Origin of the sequence: Nonomuraea rhodomycinica, assembly GCF_013363995.1 — a bacterium.
Lineage (GTDB): Bacteria > Actinomycetota > Actinomycetes > Streptosporangiales > Streptosporangiaceae > Nonomuraea > Nonomuraea rhodomycinica.
On the sequence record NZ_JABWGO010000004.1, the window covers coordinates 487652 to 508481 of the forward strand.

The 20830-nt window shown below is 75.6% G+C and carries 19 protein-coding genes; 10 read left to right on the plus strand and 9 right to left on the minus strand.

Annotated features, from left to right (window positions below):
- Nucleotides 1-11 precede the first annotated feature (11 nt).
- Nucleotides 12-893 (plus strand): ROK family protein, encoded by an 882-nt coding sequence (locus tag HT134_RS20875; RefSeq protein ID WP_175602078.1) that lies wholly within the window; start codon nucleotides 12-14, stop codon nucleotides 891-893.
- A 99-nt stretch (nucleotides 894-992) separates the two neighbouring features.
- Here the strand turns inward: HT134_RS20875 and HT134_RS20880 are convergent, their stop codons facing one another.
- The 4 genes from HT134_RS20880 to HT134_RS20895 all read right to left on the minus strand — a co-directional run bounded on the left by HT134_RS20880 (nucleotide 993) and on the right by HT134_RS20895 (nucleotide 6630).
- Nucleotides 993-1556 carry a hypothetical protein gene (locus HT134_RS20880; RefSeq protein ID WP_175602079.1) on the minus strand — a complete coding sequence of 188 codons (564 nt, stop codon included), beginning with the start codon at nucleotides 1554-1556 and terminating at the stop codon, nucleotides 993-995.
- Between the two features lie 67 nt (nucleotides 1557-1623).
- On the minus strand, nucleotides 1624-3444 hold the full coding sequence (locus HT134_RS20885; protein ID WP_175602080.1) for a PQQ-binding-like beta-propeller repeat protein: 1821 nt from the start codon (nucleotides 3442-3444) through the stop codon (nucleotides 1624-1626).
- A complete protein-coding gene (locus HT134_RS20890; RefSeq protein WP_175602081.1) occupies nucleotides 3438-4196 on the minus strand; it encodes a hypothetical protein in 759 nt (252 codons plus the stop codon). Before HT134_RS20890 ends, HT134_RS20885 begins: the two co-directional genes overlap by 7 nt.
- 265 nt (nucleotides 4197-4461) lie before the next feature.
- Complete coding sequence (locus HT134_RS20895; protein ID WP_175602082.1) at nucleotides 4462-6630, minus strand: MMPL family transporter; 2169 nt, start codon at nucleotides 6628-6630, stop codon at nucleotides 4462-4464.
- Between the two features lie 65 nt (nucleotides 6631-6695).
- On the opposite strand from HT134_RS20895, the gene HT134_RS20900 reads away from it, so the two are divergent.
- Nucleotides 6696-7157, plus strand: a complete 462-nt coding sequence (locus HT134_RS20900; RefSeq protein ID WP_175602083.1) for a MarR family winged helix-turn-helix transcriptional regulator — start codon at nucleotides 6696-6698, stop codon at nucleotides 7155-7157.
- A 2-nt stretch (nucleotides 7158-7159) separates the two neighbouring features.
- On the opposite strand, the gene HT134_RS20905 is transcribed toward HT134_RS20900, so the two are convergent.
- Nucleotides 7160-8086, minus strand: a complete 927-nt coding sequence (locus tag HT134_RS20905; RefSeq protein WP_175602084.1) for a diacylglycerol/lipid kinase family protein — start codon at nucleotides 8084-8086, stop codon at nucleotides 7160-7162.
- A 98-nt stretch (nucleotides 8087-8184) separates the two neighbouring features.
- On the opposite strand from HT134_RS20905, the gene HT134_RS20910 reads away from it, so the two are divergent.
- A complete protein-coding gene (locus HT134_RS20910; protein ID WP_175602085.1) occupies nucleotides 8185-8934 on the plus strand; it encodes a phosphatase PAP2 family protein in 750 nt (249 codons plus the stop codon).
- Nucleotides 8918-9625, plus strand: coding sequence for a phosphatase PAP2 family protein (locus tag HT134_RS20915; RefSeq protein ID WP_175602086.1), 708 nt, complete (start codon nucleotides 8918-8920; stop codon nucleotides 9623-9625). Before HT134_RS20910 ends, HT134_RS20915 begins: the two co-directional genes overlap by 17 nt.
- Here the strand turns inward: HT134_RS20915 and HT134_RS20920 are convergent.
- The 3 genes from HT134_RS20920 to HT134_RS20930 form a co-directional block, all read right to left on the minus strand.
- Nucleotides 9604-10485: a DNA-3-methyladenine glycosylase family protein gene (locus HT134_RS20920; protein WP_175602087.1), complete on the minus strand. Its 882-nt coding sequence runs from the start codon at nucleotides 10483-10485 to the stop codon at nucleotides 9604-9606. The two genes, HT134_RS20915 and HT134_RS20920, sit on opposite strands and share 22 nt — an antisense overlap.
- A 31-nt stretch (nucleotides 10486-10516) precedes the next feature.
- Nucleotides 10517-11419 (minus strand): diacylglycerol/lipid kinase family protein, encoded by a 903-nt coding sequence (locus tag HT134_RS20925; protein WP_175602088.1) that lies wholly within the window; start codon nucleotides 11417-11419, stop codon nucleotides 10517-10519.
- A 93-nt stretch (nucleotides 11420-11512) separates the two neighbouring features.
- Nucleotides 11513-13558: a serine/threonine-protein kinase gene (locus tag HT134_RS20930; RefSeq protein ID WP_175602089.1), complete on the minus strand. Its 2046-nt coding sequence runs from the start codon at nucleotides 13556-13558 to the stop codon at nucleotides 11513-11515.
- Nucleotides 13559-13767: 209 nt separating this feature from the next.
- On the opposite strand from HT134_RS20930, the gene HT134_RS20935 reads away from it, so the two are divergent.
- The 5 genes from HT134_RS20935 (at nucleotide 13768) to HT134_RS20955 (ending at nucleotide 18888) form a co-directional block, all read left to right on the plus strand.
- Nucleotides 13768-14553 carry a hypothetical protein gene (locus HT134_RS20935; protein WP_175602090.1) on the plus strand — a complete coding sequence of 262 codons (786 nt, stop codon included), beginning with the start codon at nucleotides 13768-13770 and terminating at the stop codon, nucleotides 14551-14553.
- A gap of 29 nt (nucleotides 14554-14582) precedes the next feature.
- Nucleotides 14583-16091 carry a cobyric acid synthase gene (locus HT134_RS20940; protein WP_312888281.1) on the plus strand — a complete coding sequence of 503 codons (1509 nt, stop codon included), beginning with the start codon at nucleotides 14583-14585 and terminating at the stop codon, nucleotides 16089-16091.
- A 97-nt stretch (nucleotides 16092-16188) separates the two neighbouring features.
- Nucleotides 16189-17100 carry an ABC transporter ATP-binding protein gene (locus HT134_RS20945; RefSeq protein WP_175602092.1) on the plus strand — a complete coding sequence of 304 codons (912 nt, stop codon included), beginning with the start codon at nucleotides 16189-16191 and terminating at the stop codon, nucleotides 17098-17100.
- Nucleotides 17078-17869, plus strand: a complete 792-nt coding sequence (locus HT134_RS20950; protein WP_175602093.1) for a DUF2705 family protein — start codon at nucleotides 17078-17080, stop codon at nucleotides 17867-17869. Before HT134_RS20945 ends, HT134_RS20950 begins: the two co-directional genes overlap by 23 nt.
- Complete coding sequence (locus tag HT134_RS20955; RefSeq protein WP_175602094.1) at nucleotides 17869-18888, plus strand: PucR family transcriptional regulator; 1020 nt, start codon at nucleotides 17869-17871, stop codon at nucleotides 18886-18888. Before HT134_RS20950 ends, HT134_RS20955 begins: the two co-directional genes overlap by 1 nt.
- Before the next feature lie 12 nt (nucleotides 18889-18900).
- Here HT134_RS20955 and HT134_RS20960 read toward each other — a convergent pair whose 3' ends face one another.
- Nucleotides 18901-19527 (minus strand): LysE family translocator, encoded by a 627-nt coding sequence (locus HT134_RS20960; protein WP_175602095.1) that lies wholly within the window; start codon nucleotides 19525-19527, stop codon nucleotides 18901-18903.
- Nucleotides 19528-19617: 90 nt separating this feature from the next.
- On the opposite strand from HT134_RS20960, the gene HT134_RS20965 reads away from it, so the two are divergent.
- Nucleotides 19618-20829, plus strand: coding sequence for a low temperature requirement protein A (locus tag HT134_RS20965; RefSeq protein ID WP_175602096.1), 1212 nt, complete (start codon nucleotides 19618-19620; stop codon nucleotides 20827-20829).
- Nucleotide 20830: the final 1 nt, after the last annotated feature.

Genomic DNA, 20830 nt, shown 5'->3' on the forward strand with positions numbered 1-20830 from the left:
CCCGGCCCGCGGTGAGCCCGCTTGCGCTGGCCGTCGACATCGGCGGCACGAAGATCGCGGCCGGCCTCGTGGCCCCGGACGGCACCCTCCTCCACCGGCGCAGGACCGCCACCCCCCGCGGCGGACCGGAGATCCTGCGGGCCGTCGCCGAGCTCGCCGGGCCGCTGGCGGAGCGGGCCGCCGTCTGCGGCGTCGGCACCGCCGGCACCGTCGACCCGCTCGGACGCATCGCCTCGGCGACCGGCCTGCTGACCGGCTGGGCCGGCACCGACGTCAAGGCGGCGGCGGAGCAGGCGTTCGGGCTCCCGGCGCTCGTCCTCAACGACTGCCACGCCGCCGGGGCCGCCGAGGCGCGCGCCGGAGCGGCCCGCGGCGCGCGCACGGCCCTGGTCGTCGCCATCGGGACGGGCATCGGCGGGGCGGTCTGCGCCGGGGGGCGGGTGCTGACCGGCGTCTCTGGCACCGCGGGGAGCATCGGCCACCTGCCCGCCCCGGCGGACGCGGGCGTCCGCTGCTCGTGCGGGGCGCTCGACCACATCGAGGCGTACGCCTCCGGCCCCGCCATCGAGCGCGCCCACCGGCGGCGGACCGGTCAGGCACTGCCCCTGGCGGAGATCGGCCGGATCGGCTCGCCGGTCATCGGCGAGGCGGCGCGGCTCATGGGCCGCGTCCTGGCCGGCGCCGCCGGCCTGATCGACCCCGACGTGATCGTCATCGCGGGCGGGGTGTCCATGCTCGGCCCGGCGCTGCTCGGCCCCATGGAGGCCGCCTACCGTGCCGAGGCGCTGCCGGGCCCGTCGGCCGTCCCGCTGCTCCCGGCCCGGCTCGGCGAGGACGCCGGGCTGGTGGGCGCCGGCCTGGAAGCCCTGTCCCACCTGGGGGAGGGTCCGTAGCGGCCCGGAAGGGGCGGCCCCGCGGGCGCCGTCAGGGATGCTGCCGGTACGGCCACGGGCCGGCCACCGTCCGGGTGAGCGGCCCGTCCTGGCGCGGGGTCAGTTGACGCAGTCCTGGGCGTGCAGGCCCAGCGCCATCTCGTAGACCTTGCCCTTGTGCAGCAGGAACGAGTAGTAGGCCCGCGGGTCGCCGGGCACGTCCACGTAGGGGTAGCCGCTCGCGGCCGTCTTCAGCCGGGGGTAGAGCTTCTTGAGCTGCGTGTACGTGGAGCCGAGGCCGGCGCCCTCCGGGGTTCTGGCGCCCTTCGGAGCGAAGATCACCGCCACGCCGTGCTTCTTGGAGATGTAGAGCCCCACGGCGTCGCGCCCGATCGGGTGGGCCTTGAGCCGCCAGCTCGTGCAGCTCGGGGAGTCCTGCCCGGGCAGGTGGGAGATCTTGCCGGTGGCCGCGGCGGCCTTGGCGCTCATCCCCAGCCTGACGCCCCCGTAGCCCTTGGGGCCGAACGGCTCGGGGGCGGCGGCTGTGCGCGCGGCCGGCATGTCGGTGGCCTCGGTGGCGTGCGCGGCGGTGGCGGCGTGCGCGGCGGTGGCGGGGCCGACCAGGGCCAGGCCGGCGGCCAGGAACGTTCCCAGCGCGGCACGGGCCGTCGTGTGTTGGATCATGCCTGATAGGACGGCCGGATCCGCGGAGTTGTTCACGCTCCGGCCGAGGTTCTTCCCGGCGCGCGGGTCATGGCGCGCCTCCGGCGGTCGCCGCGCGCAGGTTGTCGCGCAGCCGGGGGCCGAGGAGCCGCACGGCCGCTTCCGAGCGGGTCATCAGCCGCGCGACGACCGGGCCGGCGACGACCAGGGCGTGGAACTGCGTGCCCGCGGGTGTGCCGAGCCCGTGGAGGAGGACGTCGGGCCGGCCGCTCGGGAGCACCCTGACGCCGGCGTCCGCCTTCAGCCGGGCGGTCTCGGCGGCGAACAGCTCCCGCGCCTCGCGCGCCGAGGGCGCCGCCCACTCGACGGAGACGAAGACGACGGTCCCGTCGTCCGCGGGCGGGATCCAGTCGCAGGCCACGTGACCGGGCGCCGCCGCGCCCGCCCTGCCCGGCATGCGCGCCGTGCCTGACGTGCCCGTCGTGCCCGTCGCGCTCGCTGTGCCCGTCGTGTCCGCCGCTCCCAGGGGTCGTGGGAGGCGCGGGGCGGGCGTCCGGGGGAAGGCGCGGTGGCCGCCGCCGAGCGGGGCCAGGTCCGCGGCGGTGAGGAGGCGGCAGGCGTCCGGCCAGCGCGACGCCTCGACGGCGCCCAGGGGCGCGGCCCGGGGCCGCTCCTCCCGCATCAGCCGGTACGCGGTGACCCGGGCGGCGGGCCCGTCGCCGCCGAGCGTCTCGGGAACGGGATCGAGCACGAACGCCAGACCGCCGCCCGCCCCCACGAGTTCGGCCATCGCGTGCGGAACCGGCAGCGGGAGGTCGGCGGTCTCCCCGGTCACGGCGTCGACGGACGTCAGGTGCGCGGGGAGCGGCCAGGTGAGCCCCTGCGTCCACCCCATGACGTCCATGGCGACGAAAGTCCTGCCGTCCGCGAAGAGGGGCCCGGACGCGCCCGTCCGGCGGGTCCGGAGCAGCCCTCGGCCGCCCGGGTCGAACGCCTGCGTGACCGCGGCCTCCGGCCGGCCGTCGGGCGACGCGGGGGCGAAGGAGTGGGCCAGCACGCGCCCCGTGGTCACCACGCGGGCCTCCGGGGCGGGGGAGAGGACGCCCGGCAGCGGCCGGCCGTCCGGCGCGTACAGCAGCGAGGTCTGGTTGACCCGGACCAGGACGGAGCCGTCGGCGGTCCCCTGCACGGCCGTCTCCATGCCCTTCCCGGCGCGGTCGCCGGGCGGCGTCGTGTACGGGAGCACGCGCTGCCAGCGCGCCCGGCCGGTGGCCGGGTCGATCGCCGACAGCCGCGGCGCCTCTCCCGGGCAGCCGCTGAGCACCGCCACGGCCGCGCCCGCCGCCGCAACCCTCGTCGCGCAGCCCGGCCGGACCGGCACGCCGCCCGTGGCCGTCCCGCGCCGCAGGTCGTACAGGTCCAGGCGGGAGGGGCGGGCGATCGCGACGCCGCGGGGCGTGACCTCGGCGAACTCCTCGTCGCCCGCGACGTACGTCACCCACAGCGGGGCGGCGGTCGGCAGGTCGTACGCGGCCAGGTAGGCCGGCGCGCCGAAGCCGGACGGGGCGGCGCCGCGCTGGACGACGAGGGTGTCGCCGGTGACCCAGATCCGGCGCACGTTCCCGGAGCCCTCCGGCCGCATCCGGGACCGGATCCGGCCGGTCCCCGCGTCGATGACCACGACCGGACCCCGCCCCAGGCCGAGCGCCACGACGCCCTGCGACACCTCGGCCGCGTACTCCCCGACGGGGTCCCGCCAGAGGCGGTCCGAGCCCTGCGTGAGGGTCACGGACCAGACCGCCTCCCACCCCACGGCCCGCCGCGTGGCGTCCGCCGAGTCGGAGGCCGGCGCCAGGCACACCGCCAGGGCCGCGGCGAGCGACGCCGCCACGCCCCGGGCGCTCAGCACGCGTGCCCTTCCGCGCGCCGGCAGACCACAGGGGGCTCCCAGCCCGCGGCGGGTGAGGTGCGGTAGACGGCGCGGTACGCCCGGGACCGGGCGGTCAGGCGGAACGGCCGGCCGCCCGGCGCGGTGATCCGCACCTCCTCGGCGTGCCCGTCGCTGACGACCGTGGCCACGAAGTCGAACTCGTAGTACGCCCTCCTGGTGGTGGCCGTGATGCTCAGCGTCGCCCGCTCGCCCCTGACCAGGTCGATCTGCCGGGCGGAGAAGTACGGGGTGCGCGGGTCCTTCTTCGTGGCCAGGCGCGGGACGGGCCGGTCGAGGTCCGCGACCACCTCGATGGCGGGCGCCTCGCCCGCGCTCGACGGCGTCAGCAGGGCGGCGTCGGACGGCGGGGCGCTGTCGAGGACGCGCGGGCGCACGTCGGCGATGCGCAGCCCCGCCCGGTTGCCCTCCAGGACGACGGTGATCTGCATCCGCTCGATCCCGGCCGCCCGGTAGCGCTCCAGGAACGCCTCGCGCTGGGCGGCGTCAGGGCGTCCCAGCAGGATCGCCCGGTCCTGGAAGGCCGTCACGGGCTCGCGCAGGGCGAGGTCCAGCTCGTCGTTCTGCAGCATGACGTGCGCGACGGTGACGGGCGGGGATCCGCCGAGCCCGTCGAAGGCCGCCGGGCCGAGGGAGTTGAACCAGCCGGTGAACACGACGCCCGACGCGGTGCCGATGACGGCGGCGGCGATCCCGGCCACCCACGCGACCACCGGCCTGCTCCTCCCGGACGCGGCGGGCTCGGCCCGCCCCGCCTCCGGCGGCTCCGCCGGCGCCGGGGGCGGATCGACCGCGCTGCCCCGTCTCCTGCCGCGCCTTCGTGCCACGAGCGACCCTCCAGCCCAGGGACATGGCGGCGCGACCGGACCACCGGGGAAGGCGGAGGGGCGCGCCGCGTGGCTTGAGGCGAACGTACCTCGGGACGCGGCGTCCGGGACCCGGAACCGCCGGATCAGCCGCGCGGGCGACGCGCGCGGCTCACCTCGGCGCCGGGGCTCCCGCCTGCGCGGGCTCCCGCGGCGTCCCGGCGCGCGCCAGGCGGCTCGGCCACCACGCCCGCCCGCCCAGGTCCCGCACCAGCGCCGGCACCAGCAGCGAACGCACCACCAGGGTGTCGAGCAGCACGCCGAACGCGACGATGAAGGCGATCTGGACGAGGAACGCCAGCGGGATCACCACCAGCGCGGCGAAGGTGGCGGCGAGCACGACACCGGCCGAGGTGATCACCCCGCCGGTGGTGACCAGCCCGCGCAGCACGCCCTCCCGGGCCCCGTGGCGGGCGGTCTCCTCGCGTACCCGGGACATGAGGAAGATGTTGTAGTCCACGCCCAGCGCGACCAGGAAGACGAAGCCGTACAGCGGCACCGACGCGTCGCTGCCGGTGAAGCCGAGCACGTGCGTGAAGACCAGCTCGGAGACGCCGAGCGTGGCCAGGAAGTTCAGGGCCACGGTCGCCACCAGGAGCACCGGCGTCGTCAGCGAGCGCAGCAGGGCGACGAGGATGACCAGGATGACCGCCAGCACGACCGGGACGATGCGCAGCGTGTCGCCCTTCGCGGTCTCGGTCGTGTCGTGGCGCTGGGCGCTGTACCCGCCGACCAGCACGCCGTCCTCGGCTCGGAACGCGGCGCGCAGGCGTTCGACCGTGTCCTGGGCGGCGTCGCCGTCAGGGGAGTCGCGCAGCGTCGCCTCCACCAGCACGAGCCCGTCCACGACCTTGGGGGCGTCGCCCGGCCGCCCGCTGCGCGTCACCGCCGCGGCCTCCGACACGCCCTCGGTACGGCGGGCCGTCGCCACCACGGCCGCCGCGCGCCCCTCGGGGGCCACGACGACCGCGGGCTGCCCGGAACCGCCGGGGAAGTGCGCGGCCAGCGCCGCCTGCGCCGCGACCGACGGCGCGTCGTTCACGAACGTCTCGTCCAGCGGCACCCCTCTGGCGTCGAGCCGCGGCGCGAGCAGGGCGAGGGCGGCGAGGGGCAGGACGGTCGCGATCCACAGCCGGCGCGGACGGCGGTCGACCAGGGCGGCCACGCGGCCCCAGATCCCGCGCCCGCCGGTGGCGGCCACGGGACCCCAGATTCCGCGCCCGCCGGTCGTGGCCACGGGACCCTCGTTCCCCGGGTCGCCGGCGGTGGCCGGGCGCGGGCGCGCCGGCCACAGCGCGGCGCGGCCGAGCAGCACGAGAGCCGCGGGCAGGAAGGTGAGCGCGCTGAGCGCGGCGCACGCGATGCCGATGGCGCCCACGGGCCCGAGCGCGCGGTTGTTGGTCAGGCTGCTGAGCAGCAGCGCCAGCAGGCCGAGGGCCACCGTGGCGGCGCTGGCGGCGATCGGCTCGAACGAGCGCCGCAGCGCGACGCGGCCCGCGGCGAAGCGGTCGCCCCCGGCCGCCAGCTCCTCGCGGAAGCGGGCGGTCAGCAGCAGCGCGTAGTCGGTGGCCGCGCCGATGACGAGGATGAACAGGATGCCCTGCACCTGACCGTCCACCCGGACGACGTCGTGGTCGGCCAGGACGTACACCACGGCGCACGCCAGGCCGAGCGCGAACACCGCGCCCGTGATGATGATCAGGGGCAGCAGCACGCTGCGGTAGACGGCGAGCAGGATGACCAGCACGGTGACCAGCGCGACGCCGAGCAGCAGCCCGTCGATGCCGGCGAACGCCCCGGACAGGTCGGCCCGGGTGGCGGCCGGGCCCGCGAGGCGCGCCCGCAGGCCGTCGACCCGCACCGCCGCGCCGATCCGGTCGAGGGTCTCGCCGAGGGAGTCGCCGAGGTCGGGGGCGAGCGGGACGACGCCCCGCAGGGCGCGACGGTCGTCCGAGCCCAGGGCGGGCGAGGGGGTCCCGGCGACGCCCTCGGTGCCGCGCAGCGCGGCCAGCCGCCGGGTCGCCTCGGCGCTCTGCCCGGCGGTGACGTCCTTCCCGTCGGAGGTCCACACGACGATCAGGGGCTGCGTCTCGCCCTCGCGGAACCGGTCCTGCACCTCCAGCACGCGCGTCGACTCCGCGCTCTCCGGCAGGAACGCCGCCTGGTCGTTGGTGGACACCTCGGTGAGCCGTCCGGCGAAGGGCCCCGTCGCGCCGCCCGCGGCCAGCCAGGCCAGCACGAGCAGTGCGGGCACGAGCCACCGGATCGATCGCCGCGCCATAGGGTCGCCTCCATATAACTCAATCATCGACTATCTCAATAATTGAGTTAATGTAGCATTGCGTCATGGACGGCGGCAACGGGGAGGACATCGACCTGCGGTCGTTCGCGGTGCGCCTGCGCCGCATGACCGCCGAGTTCAACCGCATCGCCCACGAGTTCGCCGGGGCGCACGGGCTGCACACCACCGACGTCCAGGCGCTGATCATGATCTTCGACGCGCCTGCGCCGATCACGCCGAGCCGGCTGCGCGAGGAGCTCAACCTCACCTCGGGCGCGGTCACGGCCTGCCTCGACCGGCTGGAGCGGGCCGGGCACATCCGCCGGGTCCGCGACGCGCACGACCGCCGCGTCGTCCACCTGCACTACCTCGACGCGGCCAAGGAGTTCGCCGCCGCCTTCTTCCGGCCGCTCGGCCGCGCCACCGACAACGCGCTGCGGCGGTTCAGCCCGGAGGAGCTGCGCACGGCGGCGGCCTTCCTCGACGCCATGAACGAGGAGCTGATCGCGCTGCGCGACGCGCCCTGACCTCAGACCCGCACGGCTTCCGACGGACGAGCGGCCTCGGCGGGACGAGCGGCCTCGGGCAGGCAGAGGGTGAGGGCGCCCGGCACGGCCTTGGCCTTGAGGCGGGTGGTGGGCTCGCGTTCGCCGCCGTCCAGCTCGTACGTCAGCGGCGCGCCGAACCGCGCCGACACCTTCCTGGCCCGGGTGATCCGGACGAACGGCGACTCGTCGGAACGGCCCGCGGCCATCTTGCCGAGCACCCGCGCCCACTGGAGCGGCCCCTTGGCCGTGGAGACGCCCACCTCCAGCCAGCCGTCGTCGGGCCGGGCGTCGTCGAAGGCGTCGACGCCGCCGGCGATCGTGCTCACGTTGCCCAGCAGCAGGCAGCTCGCCTTCCCCTCGAACCAGGTCGCGCCGTCCACCTTGACCGTCATCGGCACCAGCGGCCCGCCGACGTGCCTCACCGCCGCCTTGACGTAGCTGAGCTTGCCGAGCCGCCTCTTGGCCTGCCCGTCGGCGTCGGCGATCATCTCGGCCTCGAACCCGGCGCCCGCCATCACGGCGAAGTGCTCGCCGTTGAGCAGACCCAGGTCCAGCTTCTCGCGGCGGCCGTGGAAGCCGATCCGCACCGACTCCTCCAGGTCGATGGGGATGCCGAGGTTGTTGGCGAACAGGTTCGCGGTTCCGGCCGGGAGGATGGCCATCGGCACGCCCGAGCCGGCCATCGCGTCGGCACAGCGCTGCACCATGCCGTCCCCGCCCCAGACGAACACCAGCTCGGCGCCCTCCTTCAGCGCCTTGCGGACCTTCTTCGGCGCCTTCTTGCTCTTGGGCACCTCGTACCAGAGCAGGTCGCCGACGTTCTGTTCGGTGATGAGCACGCGGAGCCGGTCCAGGCCCGCGCCCAGGATCTTCTTGCGGTGCGCCACGACCGCCACAGTGGGGGACATGTCACCGGCACTACCCGCGCCGAGCCCCTTCAGGCAGGAATCATCGGGCGCGGGCGGGGTAGCCGACGGCCCACGCGCATCGGAGGGAGGCCACGACCATGGGGCGTCGACAGCGGAAGGCTCGCGTCGAGGGTGACCGCCGGCTGGGGCTGCGCCTGACAGTGGCCAGCCTCGCGGTGGCGCTCATCATGATCCCGTTCACCCTGCTGCTCGTCGTGGCGAAGATGCCGGTCAACGGGCTGGACGCGGGGGTCGCCGAGCGGCTGCACGCGTACGCGCTCGCCCATCCCGGCGTGACCCGGGTGCTCATCGTGTGGACGGACCTGTTCGGGCCGTGGCCGTGGCGGATCGCGGTGATCGCGTACGCCGCCTGGCTGCTGTACAAGGGGGCGCCGCGGCTGGCCGTCTGGGCGGTCACCACCGTGACCGTGGGCGGGCTGCTCGGCCTCGCGCTGAAGATCGTCGTCGCGCGGGCCCGGCCGCACCTTCCCGACCCCGTCGCGCTCGCGCCGGGCGACTCCTTCCCGTCGGGCCACGCGGTCAACGTGACGCTCGGCGCGGGAGTGATCGTCCTGCTGCTCCTGCCCCATCTGCCGCGCTGGGGGAAGGCGGTGGCCTGGGCGCTCGCCTGGTTCCTCGTGCTGTCGGTCGGCTACACCCGGATCGCGCTCGGCGTGCACTGGGTGAGCGACGTGGTCGCCGGGATCGTGCTGGGCGCCGCGGTGGTCGCCGCCACCGCCGCGGGATTCGAGACGTGGCGGCGTGAGCAGGGCCGCAGGCCCGTCTCGCCGCTGACTGAAGGAGTGGACCCCGAACCGGTGAAGGTGAGCCATGTCCAGAAGAGCTGAGCACGTGAAGTACTACGCCCTGACGATCTTACTGCCGCTGCTCCTCATGGGCGGCGTGACGTACGGCGTGGGCGAGCTGATCCTCGCCTGGCCCACCGGCGAGGCCGGGGTCAGCCGGGCGCTGGCCGCCGACCGCACCCCGTTGTGGAACACGCTCACCGACTTCGGCAGCAGCCTGTCGGACACGCCGTACATCGTGGCGCTCACCGCGATCGCCGCGATCGCCTTCCGGCTGGCGTACCGGCGCTGGCGCGAGTCGGTCTTCCTCGTCGTGGCGGTCTGGAGCCAGTCGCTGGTCTTCCTGGCCGTCACCGAGGTGGTCGGGCGGCACCGGCCGCCGGTGGAGCACCTCGACCCGGCCCCGCCGACCTCCAGTTTCCCCTCGGGGCACGTCAGCGCCGCCGTCGCGTTCTACTGCGGGCTCGCGCTCGTCCTGACCACGCACCTCCGCAACCGGGCGCTCCAGGTGGTGGTCTGGACGCTCGGGATCGCCGCCCCGCTCTCCGTCGCCTTCTCCCGGCTGTACCGCGGCATGCACTTCCTCACCGACATCACGTGGGGGCTGCTGCTCGGCGTCGTCTGCGTCGTGGTGGCCGCCCGCGCGATCCTGTACCGGCGCGAGGGGCGGGCCGTGGCGCGCGAGTCCCGGCCGAGGATCCGGCCGGGCGCTCAGTCGTCCATGACGCCGTAGGTGGAGGCCCGGAACGCGAAGGAGGCCCAGGAACGGTAGGGCCGCCACGCCTCGGCCAGCCTCCGGTACGCCGACGGGGGCGCGTCCTCCGGCAGGCCGTACGCCTCGCGCAGGATCGCGAACAGGCGCGGCTCGTCGCCCGGGAACGCGTCGGGCGCGCCCGCTCCGCGGATGAGGATCAGGCCGGCCGAGAACGGCCCCACGCCGGGCAGGGCGCGCAACTCGGCCAGGGCCTCCTCCGGGGCGAGCGAGCGCAGGTGCTCGGTCGTCAGGACGCCGTCCAGCGCCGCCCGGGCCAGCCCGCGCAGCCACTCCTCCTTCTGCGCGGGCAGGCCGAGGCCGCCGGCGTCCAGCAGCGTCATGGGCGGCGGGAACGCCGTGCACTTCCGGCCGTCCACGGTGACCGTCGCGCCGTACCGCTCGGCGACGCGCTGCTTGATCCGGGACGCGATCAGCATGGACGAGCGCTGCACGATCACCGCCCAGCAGGCCGCCTCCCACGGGCTCCAGAAGCAGACCGGCCGCAGGCCGGGGCGGCGGCGCTGCAGGTCGCCGAGCACCGGGTCGGCCGCACCGACCTCGGCGAACCCGGCGCCGTCCACGTCGAGCGAGAGGATGCGCGCCACCTCGCCGCGGATCGCCGGGCCCGCGGCCCGGGTCGTGGCGACCGCGACCCCGCCCGGCGCGCCGGTCACGCTCACGCCGATCGGCAGCCAGTCGGCCTCCGCGCAGTAGGCGAAGCGCAGCGTCCGGCCGTCGGAGGGCAGCGCGCTGGTGGCCGGCCAGTCCTCGACGAAACGCAGCGAGGCGGCGAAGTCGAACGGGCCCTCGGCGGTGAGCCCGAAACCGTGCGTGGTCATGCGCGCATGCTACGAGCCCCGGCGGACCTCTTCAGCCCTGGCGGCCTGGGCCGTGTGGCAGGGTGAGGCGCCAGGCGTGGGGGAGGACCGTCCAGGTGCGGTCGGTGTACGGGCCGGTCAGCTCGCCGTCGGCGTTGACGCGCACCGCGGGCCCCGACAGGCGCACGCGGCGGCCCCGCACCGTCACCACGTCCGCCCGCCCGGTGTGCCGGCCCAGCTTCAGCAGCAGGCCGTAGCCCAGGCGGCGCAGCGGGCCCGTGGCGAAGGAGACCATCACGTCGGCGAGCCGGTCGTCGGGGCTGGCGCCGGGCGTGACGGGCGTCCCGCCGCCGATGGTGCGGCCGTTGCCGATGCCGACCATGAGCACGCGGCGGCGCCCGTCCGCGACCACGTGGCCGTCCACCTCCACCCGCAGCGGCGCGCCGCGCGTGCGCACGCCGGCGATCACGCTGCCGGCGGCGTAGGCGAAGCGGCGCAGGAACGGCTTGAGCGGCCGGGCCGTCCGGGCGGCCTCGACCCCGACCCCGGCGTGCACGGCGTTGACCACGACGCCGCCGTCGTCGTCGCGCAGCAGGTCCAGCGGGTGCGGCTCCCCGGTGGCCGCCACCCGGGCCGCCGCCACGGGGTCGAGCGGCAGCCCGACGCCCCGGGCCAGGTCGTTGCCGGTGCCCAGCGGGACCAGCCCGACCGTGCGGGACCCCAGCTCGCCGCGCTCGGCCAGCGCCGCCACCAGGCAGTGCAGCGACCCGTCGCCGCCCAGCACCACCGGGTCGCGCCCCGGATGCTCCCCCAGCAGAGCGGCCAGTTCGGACGGGTCCTTGATCCGGGCCTCCACGGTGTCGGCGTGCCCGGCCAGCTCGGCCAGGACCCGCGACAGCACGTCGTCGTCCGTGCCCCCGGCCGAGGAGTTGACGATGGCCACCAGTCGGCGCACGAGTGCTCCCTTCTCGCCGTGCGCCGTCTACCCCGATCCGGCCCCGGCTCACCGCGGCGGGACCGTCAGGTGCGCCGGGCCGCGGCCGCCCCGTCAGGCCGGGCCGATGTTCCAGGTGCGCAGCGTGCGGTCCTCGGTGACGCCCGTCACCACGGGGAGGCCCGCCGCCTCCGCCAGGGCGGCGGTGCGGATCGCGCCGCCGGGCCCCGGCCCGAGCGTGCCGACGACGTCGCCGCCGTCCAGGTTCCAGACCCGTACGAGGACGTCCTCGCCCGCCGCGTCGTGCACGGCCACCGCGATGGGCGCCTCGCCGGTGCGGCCCGTGGTCAGGGCGGTCACGCCCCGGTCGTCCGGGCTGCCCGCGCTGAAGGTCCACTTCTCGCGCCGCTTGCCGGTCGCCAGGTCGTACACGCGGAGGGTGGCGTCCAGGTGGGTGGAGACCAGGACGGCCCGGCCGCCGATCTCGGCGCAGGCCAGCCGCTCGACGCCGCCGATCTCCCCGGTGCCGAACGTGCGCGCCACCTTGCCGTCCGACAGCCGCCGCACCTGGATCCGGTTGTGGCCGTCGCCCGTGACCAGCACGTCCTTCCCGTCGAGCGTGCCGAAGGCCAGCCCGCTGACCCCCTGGAAGTGGTCGGTGACGGTGGCGCCGAGCTGCTTGCCGGTGGCGACGTCCCACAGCCGTACGACGCTGTGGAGGTCGCGGAGGCTGTCGTACTTCTGCGACACCGCGACCACCCGGTCGCCGGCGACCGCGACGCCGATGATCGGGTCGGCGGCGCGATGCGTGGCCAGGCTCTCGCCCGTCGCGCTCCACAATCGCATCCGGCCGTCGCCGTGGCCGGAGACCACCACGGGCGTGCCGTCGCGTTCGCCGCACGCCACGGCGGTCACCGAGGCGCCGCCGTCGCCGAGGCGGGTGGCGGCGGGCCGCCCGGTGGTCCAGGCCAGCACGGTGCCCTTGTCGGTGCCGCAGGCGACGAGCGGGCCGGAGGCGGCGAGCACGGTGACGGCGCCCCAGTCGCGGGCGAGCGGGACGGGCTCGGTGAGAGGCGCGCCGAACGGCTGCTTCGTGGGCGTCGCGGACGGCCCGGCCGTCCCGGTGGGGGCGGGGGAGCGCTCGTCGCTCACCGGGCGGGCAGCCTCGTCGCGGCCTCCGAGCAGGGCGAACGCGGAGACCGCCGCGGCGGCCGTGACCGCCGCCCCGCCGATCAGGGCCCGCCGGCTGAACGTCCGGGGCCGGCTCGGTGAGGTCGGCGCCTCGCGGATGTCCGAGGGCGGGAGGACGGGGGCGCTCGCGGCCGAGGGCGCGGGGACGCCCGGCGCCGCCGGTCCCGTACGGCCGATCAGCCGTTGCAGCAGCGCGGCGGGCGTGGGCCGGGCGGCGGGGTCCTTGGCCAGGCACTCCTGGATCGGTCCCACCAGGTGCGGCGGGACGCCGGTCAGGTCGGGCGTCCCGCTCAGGACCTGGTTGAGGATGGCCGGCACCGTCTCCCCGCGGAACGGCGCGCGCCCGGTGGCGGCGAAGACCATCGTGCCCGCCCACGCGAAGACGTCGGACGCCGGCCCGACCCGCTCGCCCCTGAACTGCTCGGGCGACATGTACGCCGGGGTGCCGACGGGCCCGGAGGCCATGGTGGTCGCGTCCAGGGCCTTGGCGATGCCGAAGTCGATGACGATCGGGCCCTCGGGACCCATCAGCACGTTGGCCGGCTTGAAGTCGCGGTGCACGATGCCGGCCTCGTGGATGGCGGCCAGCGCGGTCAGCGTCGAGATGGCGAGCCGGTCGAGCACGCCCGCGGTCCGCGGTCCCCGCTCGCGCACGACCGCCTGCAGGGTGTCGCCGGCGACGTACTCGCTCACGATGTACGGCCGGCCGTCCACGGTCCCGACGTCGAGCACGGCCGCCGTGCAGAAGGCCGCCACCCGGCGCGCCGCCTCCACCTCGCGCAGGAAGCCCTTCGTGACGTCGGTGTCCTGGCTGAGATGGCTGTGGACGACCTTGACCGCGACGTCGCCGCCGCCGTCGCGCTCGCCCTTGTAGACGATGCCCTGGCCGCCGGAGCCGAGCACGCCGACGATGCGGTACGGGCCGATCCGCTCGGGATCGCCCGGCCGGAGCGGGCGTGCAGCCGGCATGCCGCTCCCTCCCCGTCCTTCCCGGATGTGCGCGGCCCTGTGCGGGCGATCCACACCATAGGGCCGCCCGCCCTTCCCCCGGAAGCCGGGGTCGCCGGGCCGATCACCGCCCCCAGGTGGGCGCCACGTTCCCGGATGAGGCAGTATGGGGAGAACGTGACCGGACGGCGCCCCATCCTCGCGCCCCCATCGACCCCGGCTCCCACCCCATGCTTGACGACTTCACGCATCACCATCCCGAGTCGCCGGCCCTGACCCGCGACGACCCCATGGCCCGGCCCCTGACCTATCCCGGCCTGCTGCCGCGGGGCCCGGGCGTGCTGGCCGGCCGCCGCTTCCTGCCGCTGGCCGGACGCGACGGCGACTGGCACGTGGACGGCTCGCCCATCGACGCGTGGCTGGCCGCCCGCGGGGAGGCGCCGATGCGGGCCCGCCACGCGGTGGTCGCCGTGGGCTCCAACGCCGCCCCGGCCCAGCTCCACCGCAAGTTCACGCGCCACCGGGTGCCCACGGTGGTGCCGCTCACCCGGGTGAGGGTGCGCGGCCTCGCTCCGGGCGTGTCCGCGCACATCAGCAGGTACGGGTACATCCCGGCCGCCCCCGTGGCGGCGCCCGGCGTGTCCGAGCTGTTCGTGTCCTGGGTGGACGACAGGCAGCTCGCCGCCCTCGACCGGACCGAGCCCCACTACCGGCGGCGCGTCCTGGACCCCGGCGCTCACCCTGTGACCTTCGACGGGCCGCCCGCCCGGCCGGAGCAGGCGGGGCCGGTCGCCTGTCACGTGTACGAGGGCCTGTACGGCTGCCTCGCGGACGAGGCGGGACGGCCGGTGCGCCTGGCGCCGCAGCGGCGGCTGATCGGCGCGCTGCTCGGCGCGTCGGCGGAGCTGGCGCGGGTGTGCGGCGCCACGCCGGAGGAGTTCGTGGTCAGGGTGCGTGACCCGCGGGTGCGCGACACCGCCCAGAGACTGCTGCGCCGGACCCCTCCCGCCTGCTGACGAATCGGGAGATGTGGGAGGATCCGGGCGTGCGAAACGTGCGGGCGGTCAGGGGCGCGCTGCTCGTGGCGGGAACCACCTCCGACGCGGGCAAGAGCGTGGTCACCGCCGGGATCTGCAGGTGGCTGGCCCGGCAAGGGGTCCGCGTGGCGCCGTTCAAGGCGCAGAACATGTCCCTCAACTCGTACGTCACGACCGACGGCGCCGAGATCGGGCGGGCCCAGGCGATGCAGGCGCAGGCGGCCGGCATCGAGCCTGACGCCGACATGAACCCCGTCCTGCTCAAGCCGGGCAGCGACCGGCGCAGCCAGGTCGTGCTCCTCGGCCGGCCCGTCGCCGACGTGGACGCCATGGAGTACGGCCGGGTCCGCGACCTGCTGCGCGCCACCGCGCTGCGCTCGCTCGACCGGCTGAGGAGCCGGTACGACGTGGTGATCTGCGAGGGCGCCGGCAGCCCGGCCGAGATCAACCTGCGGCGCGGCGACCTGGCGAACATGGGTCTCGCGCGGGCCGCGAACCTGCCCGTGGTCGTGGTGGGCGACATCGACCGGGGCGGGGTGTTCGCCGCGTTCTACGGCACGGTCGGGCTCCTGGAGGCGGCCGACCAGGCGCTGGTGGCCGGGTTCGTGGTCAACAAGTTCCGCGGCGCTCCCGAGCTGCTGCGGCCCGGGCTCGACCAGCTCCGCGGGCTGACCGGCCGCGAGGTGTACGGGGTGCTGCCGTGGGCGGACGGCCTGTGGCTGGACGTCGAGGACTCCCTGGCCCTGGACGCGCGCCCGGCCGCCACCCGCGAGCCGTACGGGCGGCAGACGCTGCGCGTGGCCGTGGTGCGCCTGCCGCGGATGTCGAACTTCACCGACGTCGACGCGCTGGCGGCCGAGCCGGGCGTGGTGGTGCGGTTCGTCACGGGCGCGGCCGACCTCGACGACGCCGACCTGGTGGTGCTGCCCGGCTCGCGGGCCACCGTGGACGACCTCGCCTGGCTGCGCCGCACCGGCCTGGCCGCGGCGCTGCTGGCGCGCAAGGGGCCGATCCTCGGCGTCTGCGGCGGCTTCCAGATGCTCGGCCGGGAGATCGTGGACGAGGTCGAGTCGGGCGCCGGGCGGGTGGACGGGCTCGGGCTGCTGCCCGCGCGGTTCGTGTTCGCCGCGGACAAGGTGCTCGGCCGGCCCTCCGGCCACGCCTACGGCCAGTCCGTCTCCGCGTACGAGATCCACCACGGGGTGGCGACGGTGGACGGCGGCGAGCCGTTCCTGGACGGCTGCCGCGTCGCGAACGTCTGGGGCACCACCTGGCACGGCGCGCTGGAGAACGACGGCTTCCGCCGCGCCTTCCTCACGGACGTGGCCCGGGAGGCGGGCCGCGACTTCACGCCCGCGCCCGGCACGGACTTCGCCCGGCTGCGCGAGGAGCGCCTGGACGCGCTGGGCGACCTCGTCGAGCGGCACCTCGACACGGACGCGCTGCTGCGCCTCATCGAGCACGGGCCGCCCGAGCTGCCCTTCCTCCCGCCGGGCGCGCCCGGCCCCGTCCCGTAGCCGCTCCGGTGGTTGCCGGGGGCCGGAAAGGAGCCGCCCGGCCGCTTGCCGGGTTCGCGCCCTGACAGCGCCCCGCCCCCGCCGTCACCATGGCGGCATGACGGCAGTGGTGCGGGCCGAAGGGCTCAGCAAGTACTACGGCAGGCGCCGTGGCCTGGAGGATCTCACGCTGGACATCCAGCCGGGAGAGATCTTCGGCTACCTCGGGCCGAACGGCGCGGGAAAGACGACCACGATCAGGCTCCTCATGGACCTGATCCGGCCCACCGGCGGCCGGGTGCGCGTGCTCGGCGCGCCTCCCGGCGAGGCGGCGATCCGGGCGCGGATCGGCTACCTGCCCGGCGACCTGGTGCTGGAGGGCCGCGAACGGGCCCGCGACTACCTGGCGTTCCTGGGCAGGATGCGGGGCGGCGTGCCGCCCGGCCGCGTCACCGAGCTGGCCGAGCGGCTCGACGCGGACCTGTCGCTGCCGATGCGCAAGCTCTCCAAGGGCAACCGGCAGAAGATCGGGCTGATCCAGGCGTTCATGCACGAGCCGGAGTTCGTGATCCTGGACGAGCCGACCTCGGGGCTGGACCCGCTGGTGCAGCAGGAGTTCCTGGCCATGGTGCGGGAGGTGCGCGCCTCCGGCCGCACGGTCCTCATGTCCTCGCACGTGCTGGCCGAGGTGGAGCACGTCTCCGACCGGGTCGGCATCGTCCGCTCCGGGCGCCTGGTCGCCGTGGAGAACGTGGCCGCGCTGCGGGAGAAGGCCGTGCGCCGGGTGGAGCTGCACTTCGACGCGCCCGTGCCGCGCGAGGCGTTCGAGGGGCTGCCGGGCGTGCGCGACCTGCGCGTGGAGGGGGCCGCCGTGCGCTGCACGATCGACGGCCGTCCGGACGCGCTGGTCAAGGCCGCCGCCCGCTTCACCGTCGTGCACCTCGTCAGCGCCGAGCCGGACCTGGAGGAGATCTTCCTCACCTACTACAGCGAGGAGGGCGCACATCATGATCATCAAGTACCTGCGTGACAACCTGCGGGCCCTGGCGGGCTGGACGGTCGGCCTGAGCGCGTTCCTGACGATGTACCTCGGCATCTACGCGAGCATCAAGGACGACCCCGCGACCTACAGCGCCCAGGCCATGGCGAAGTACCCCGGCGCGCTGAAGGACCTCATGGGCGGCCTGCAGGACATCGCCACCGGCACCGGCTACCTCCAGACGGTCGTCTACCAGCTCATCGTCCCGATGCTGTTCGTCGTCTGCGCGATGATCCTGGCCAACCGGGCCATCGCCGGGCCCGAGGAGGCCGGCACGCTGGAGCTCGTCGTCACCCTGCCGGTGGAGCGCCGGCGGGTGGTGCTGGAGCGGTTCGCCGGGCTGGCGCTCGGCCTGCTCGCCGTGGCGGCCGTGACCTTCGTGGTCGTGTGGGGGATGACCCGGCAGGTCGGCATCGACACCCCCTTCGGCCGGCTGCTGGCCGCGCACACCGGCCTCTACCTGCTCGCGCTGTTCTTCGGCACGCTGACGCTCGCCGTGGGCGCCGCCACCGGGCGCAAGGCCGCCGCCTCGGCCGTGCTCGGCGTGTGGGCCGTGCTCGGCTACATGGTCGTCACCGTCGGCCGCGGCGTGGACGCCGTCTCCTGGCTGCGATGGGTGTCGCCGTTCCACTACTACGCCGACGGCAGGCCCCTCTACGAAGGACTGCCGGCCGGGGACTACCTTGTGCTGGCGGGGGCGACGGCCGTGCTCGCCCTCACCGCGGTCCTCGCCTTCGACAGGCGCGACGTAGGAGTGTGATGGCAGCGTCCCGGGTGCCCGCCGACCTGCTCGGCGGGCACTTACAGGTGCTCGCCCGGGCGGCGGAGACCGGGCGGCTGCCCGAGCGGGCCGACCTGGACGCCTACCACGAGGCCGGGGCCCGCGCCGCGCGGCTGGGCGTCCCGCTGCGCGACCTGGTGGACGCGGCCCTCGCGGCGGCCGAGCGCCGGCCCGCCGGGAACGCCGTCCTCGCCGCGCTGCGCCGGGCCGTGTCGGCCCTCATGGAGGGGTACGAGCAGGCCCAGCACGCCGCGATCCGCGAGGAGGAGGCGGCGCGCCGCGCGTTCGTGGACGACCTGCTCCTCGGCCGCGCCGAGCGCCTGGCCGAGCGCGCCGAGCACTTCGGGCTGCGGCTGGCCGAGTCGTACGTCGTGGCCGTGGCCCGCGGGCTGGAGGACGGCGGGCAGGAGCGCATCGAGCGCGACCTCGTCGCCCGCTTCGGCTCCCACAACGTGCTGGTGGCCGTGCGCGACGGGCTGCTCGTCTGCGTCGCCCCCGCCACGCTGACGCCGGCGGTGGGGGAGTTCACCCACCACGTGCGCTCCCGCTTCGCCCCGGGCTGGCGGGTCGGGGTCGGCCGCCCGCAGCGCGGCCCGGGCGGCGTGGTCACCTCGTTTCGCGAGGCCGCCTCCGCCCTCGACCTCGCCGACCGGCTCGGGCTCACGATCGACGTGGTCAAGGCCGCCGACCTGCTGGTCTTCCCCGTCCTGCTGCGTGACCGGGCGGCGATGGAGGATCTCGTGACGAGCGTGCTGAGCCCCCTGCTGACCGCTCGCGGCGGCCACGGGCCCCTGCTGGAGACGCTGGAGGCGGTCTTCGCCGCGCAGGGCAACCAGACGGCCGCCGCGCGCCGGCTGGGCATCAGCACCCGCGCCGTCACCTATCGCCTCGAACGGGTGCGCCGCCTGACCGGTTTCTCCCCGGACGACCCCACCCAGCGCTTCACCCTGGAGACGGCCGTCCTGGGCGCCCGCCTGCTGGAGTGGCCGTGGGCGTGAGCCCGGCCGAGGTCACCTCTCGACAGCCAGGCGCAAGCCGAAGCCCACGATGACCACGCCCGTGACCCGGTCGAGCACCCGCCTGACCCGGTCGGTGCGCAGCACCCCGCTCATCAGCATGGCGAACCCGATGAGCACGGTGCTCCACACCAGGCCCTCGGCCACGTGCACGCCGGCCAGCAGCAGGCCCATGGCGGCGTGCGGGGCGTCGTCGGGGATGAACTGCGGCAGCATCGCCACGTAGAAGGCGCCCACCTTGGGGTTGAGCAGGTTCGTGAGCAGCCCGCGCCGGAACCCGGTGCGGAAGCGGGTCTCCCGCCGCCCCTCCTCCGCGGGCGCCGCTCCCGCGGCTCCCTTCGCGAGCAGCATGCGCAGACCCATCCACAGGAGATACGCGGCCCCGGCCCAGCGCAGCACGTCGTACGCGAGCTGGGAGGCCGCGAGCAGCGCGGACAGCCCGGCCGCGGTGAGGCCGCCCCACAGCAGCGTGCCGAGCTGGACGCCCAGCACGACGCCCCAGGCCGGGCGGCGTCCGGCCATGACGGAGGTCCGCAGGATGAGCGCCGTGTCGAGGCCGGGCGTCACCGTGAGCAGGGCGACGACCACGGCGAACGAGGCGACGGAGGCACCGATCTCCATGACGTCGAACCCTACCGAAACCCTCACGAATGGAGCCGATCGCCCTCCTTCTGACATATGAGGTTCCGTGGCGATCTATTCTCGTGTGCCGTGAGTGAAGCGGGAGAGCGCCACGCGAGCTGGCTTGAGCTGTTCTTCGACCTGGTCGTGGTGGTGGCGGTGGCCCAGCTCGCGCACCGGCTCCAGCACCCGACATGGGAGAACGTCGCCCTGTTCGCGGTGCTCTATTACGCGGTGTGGAGCATCTGGACGTCGTTGACCCTGTACGCCAACGTCCGGGCGGAGCAGACGCACACGCGCAGCATGCTCATCGGCATGTTCGGCATCGCCGTCATGGCGGCCGCCGCGCCCGACGTCGCGCACGAGATCACCGGGGTCGGCACGCACGACGGCTGGTTCATCGCCGCCTACATCACCTGCCGCATCAGCGCCTCCCAGTCCCTGCAGGCCGCGGGCACGGTCATGACGGCCTGGCCGGCGACCCAGCTCGGCGCGGGGCTGGCGCCGTGGTTCGCCTCCATCTGGATGGAACCGCCGGGCCGCTACGTCATGTGGGCGCTCGGCGTCGTGCTGGACGTGACCTTCTCGGTGCTGCAGAGCCGCCGGCCGGAGCGCTTCATCGACGAGATGCGCAAGCAGGCCGAGCGCCTGGAACGGCGGGAGCGGCGCAGGCTGCTCACCGGCCGGCCCACGCACCCCGTCCGGACCGCCGTCCCGGCCGTCCTCGACCCCGCCCACCTGGGGGAGCGGCTCGGCCTCTTCGTCATCATCGTGCTGGGCGAGGCCGTCATGCAGGTCGTGGTGGCCGCCTCCGGCCACGACTGGGGGCTGCCGCTCGGGCTCGCGGCCGTGGCCGGGTTCGGGCTGATCGTCTCCCTGTGGTGGCTCACGCTCCACTACGGCCTGAGCGCCGTCCCCGGCGCCAGCGAACGCGGGCTCAAGCCGTACATCGCGCTGCCCGCCCACTTCGCCATGACGGCGGGCATCACCGCGACCGCCGCCGGTCTCGGCGTGGTGGCCGCCGCGCCCGAGGAGCACCTGCACGGCGGCACCGGCTGGGTCATGGGCGGCGGACTGGCCGTCTACTTCGCGGCCTCCGCCGTGCTGGGCGTGGCGGCGCGGGCCGGGCGGATGTGGATCTGGGTGTGGGCGCTGCCCTCCGTCATGCTGCCGCTGGCCGTGGCGGTGGTGTCGGGCCTCCTGCCGGGGTGGGGCGTGGTGGCGCTGCTGCTCGTCGTCGCCCTGTGGCGCGTGGCCTACCGCCCCCGCGGCGGCGCCGTGGAGGCGGCCTCGCCGGCCTGAC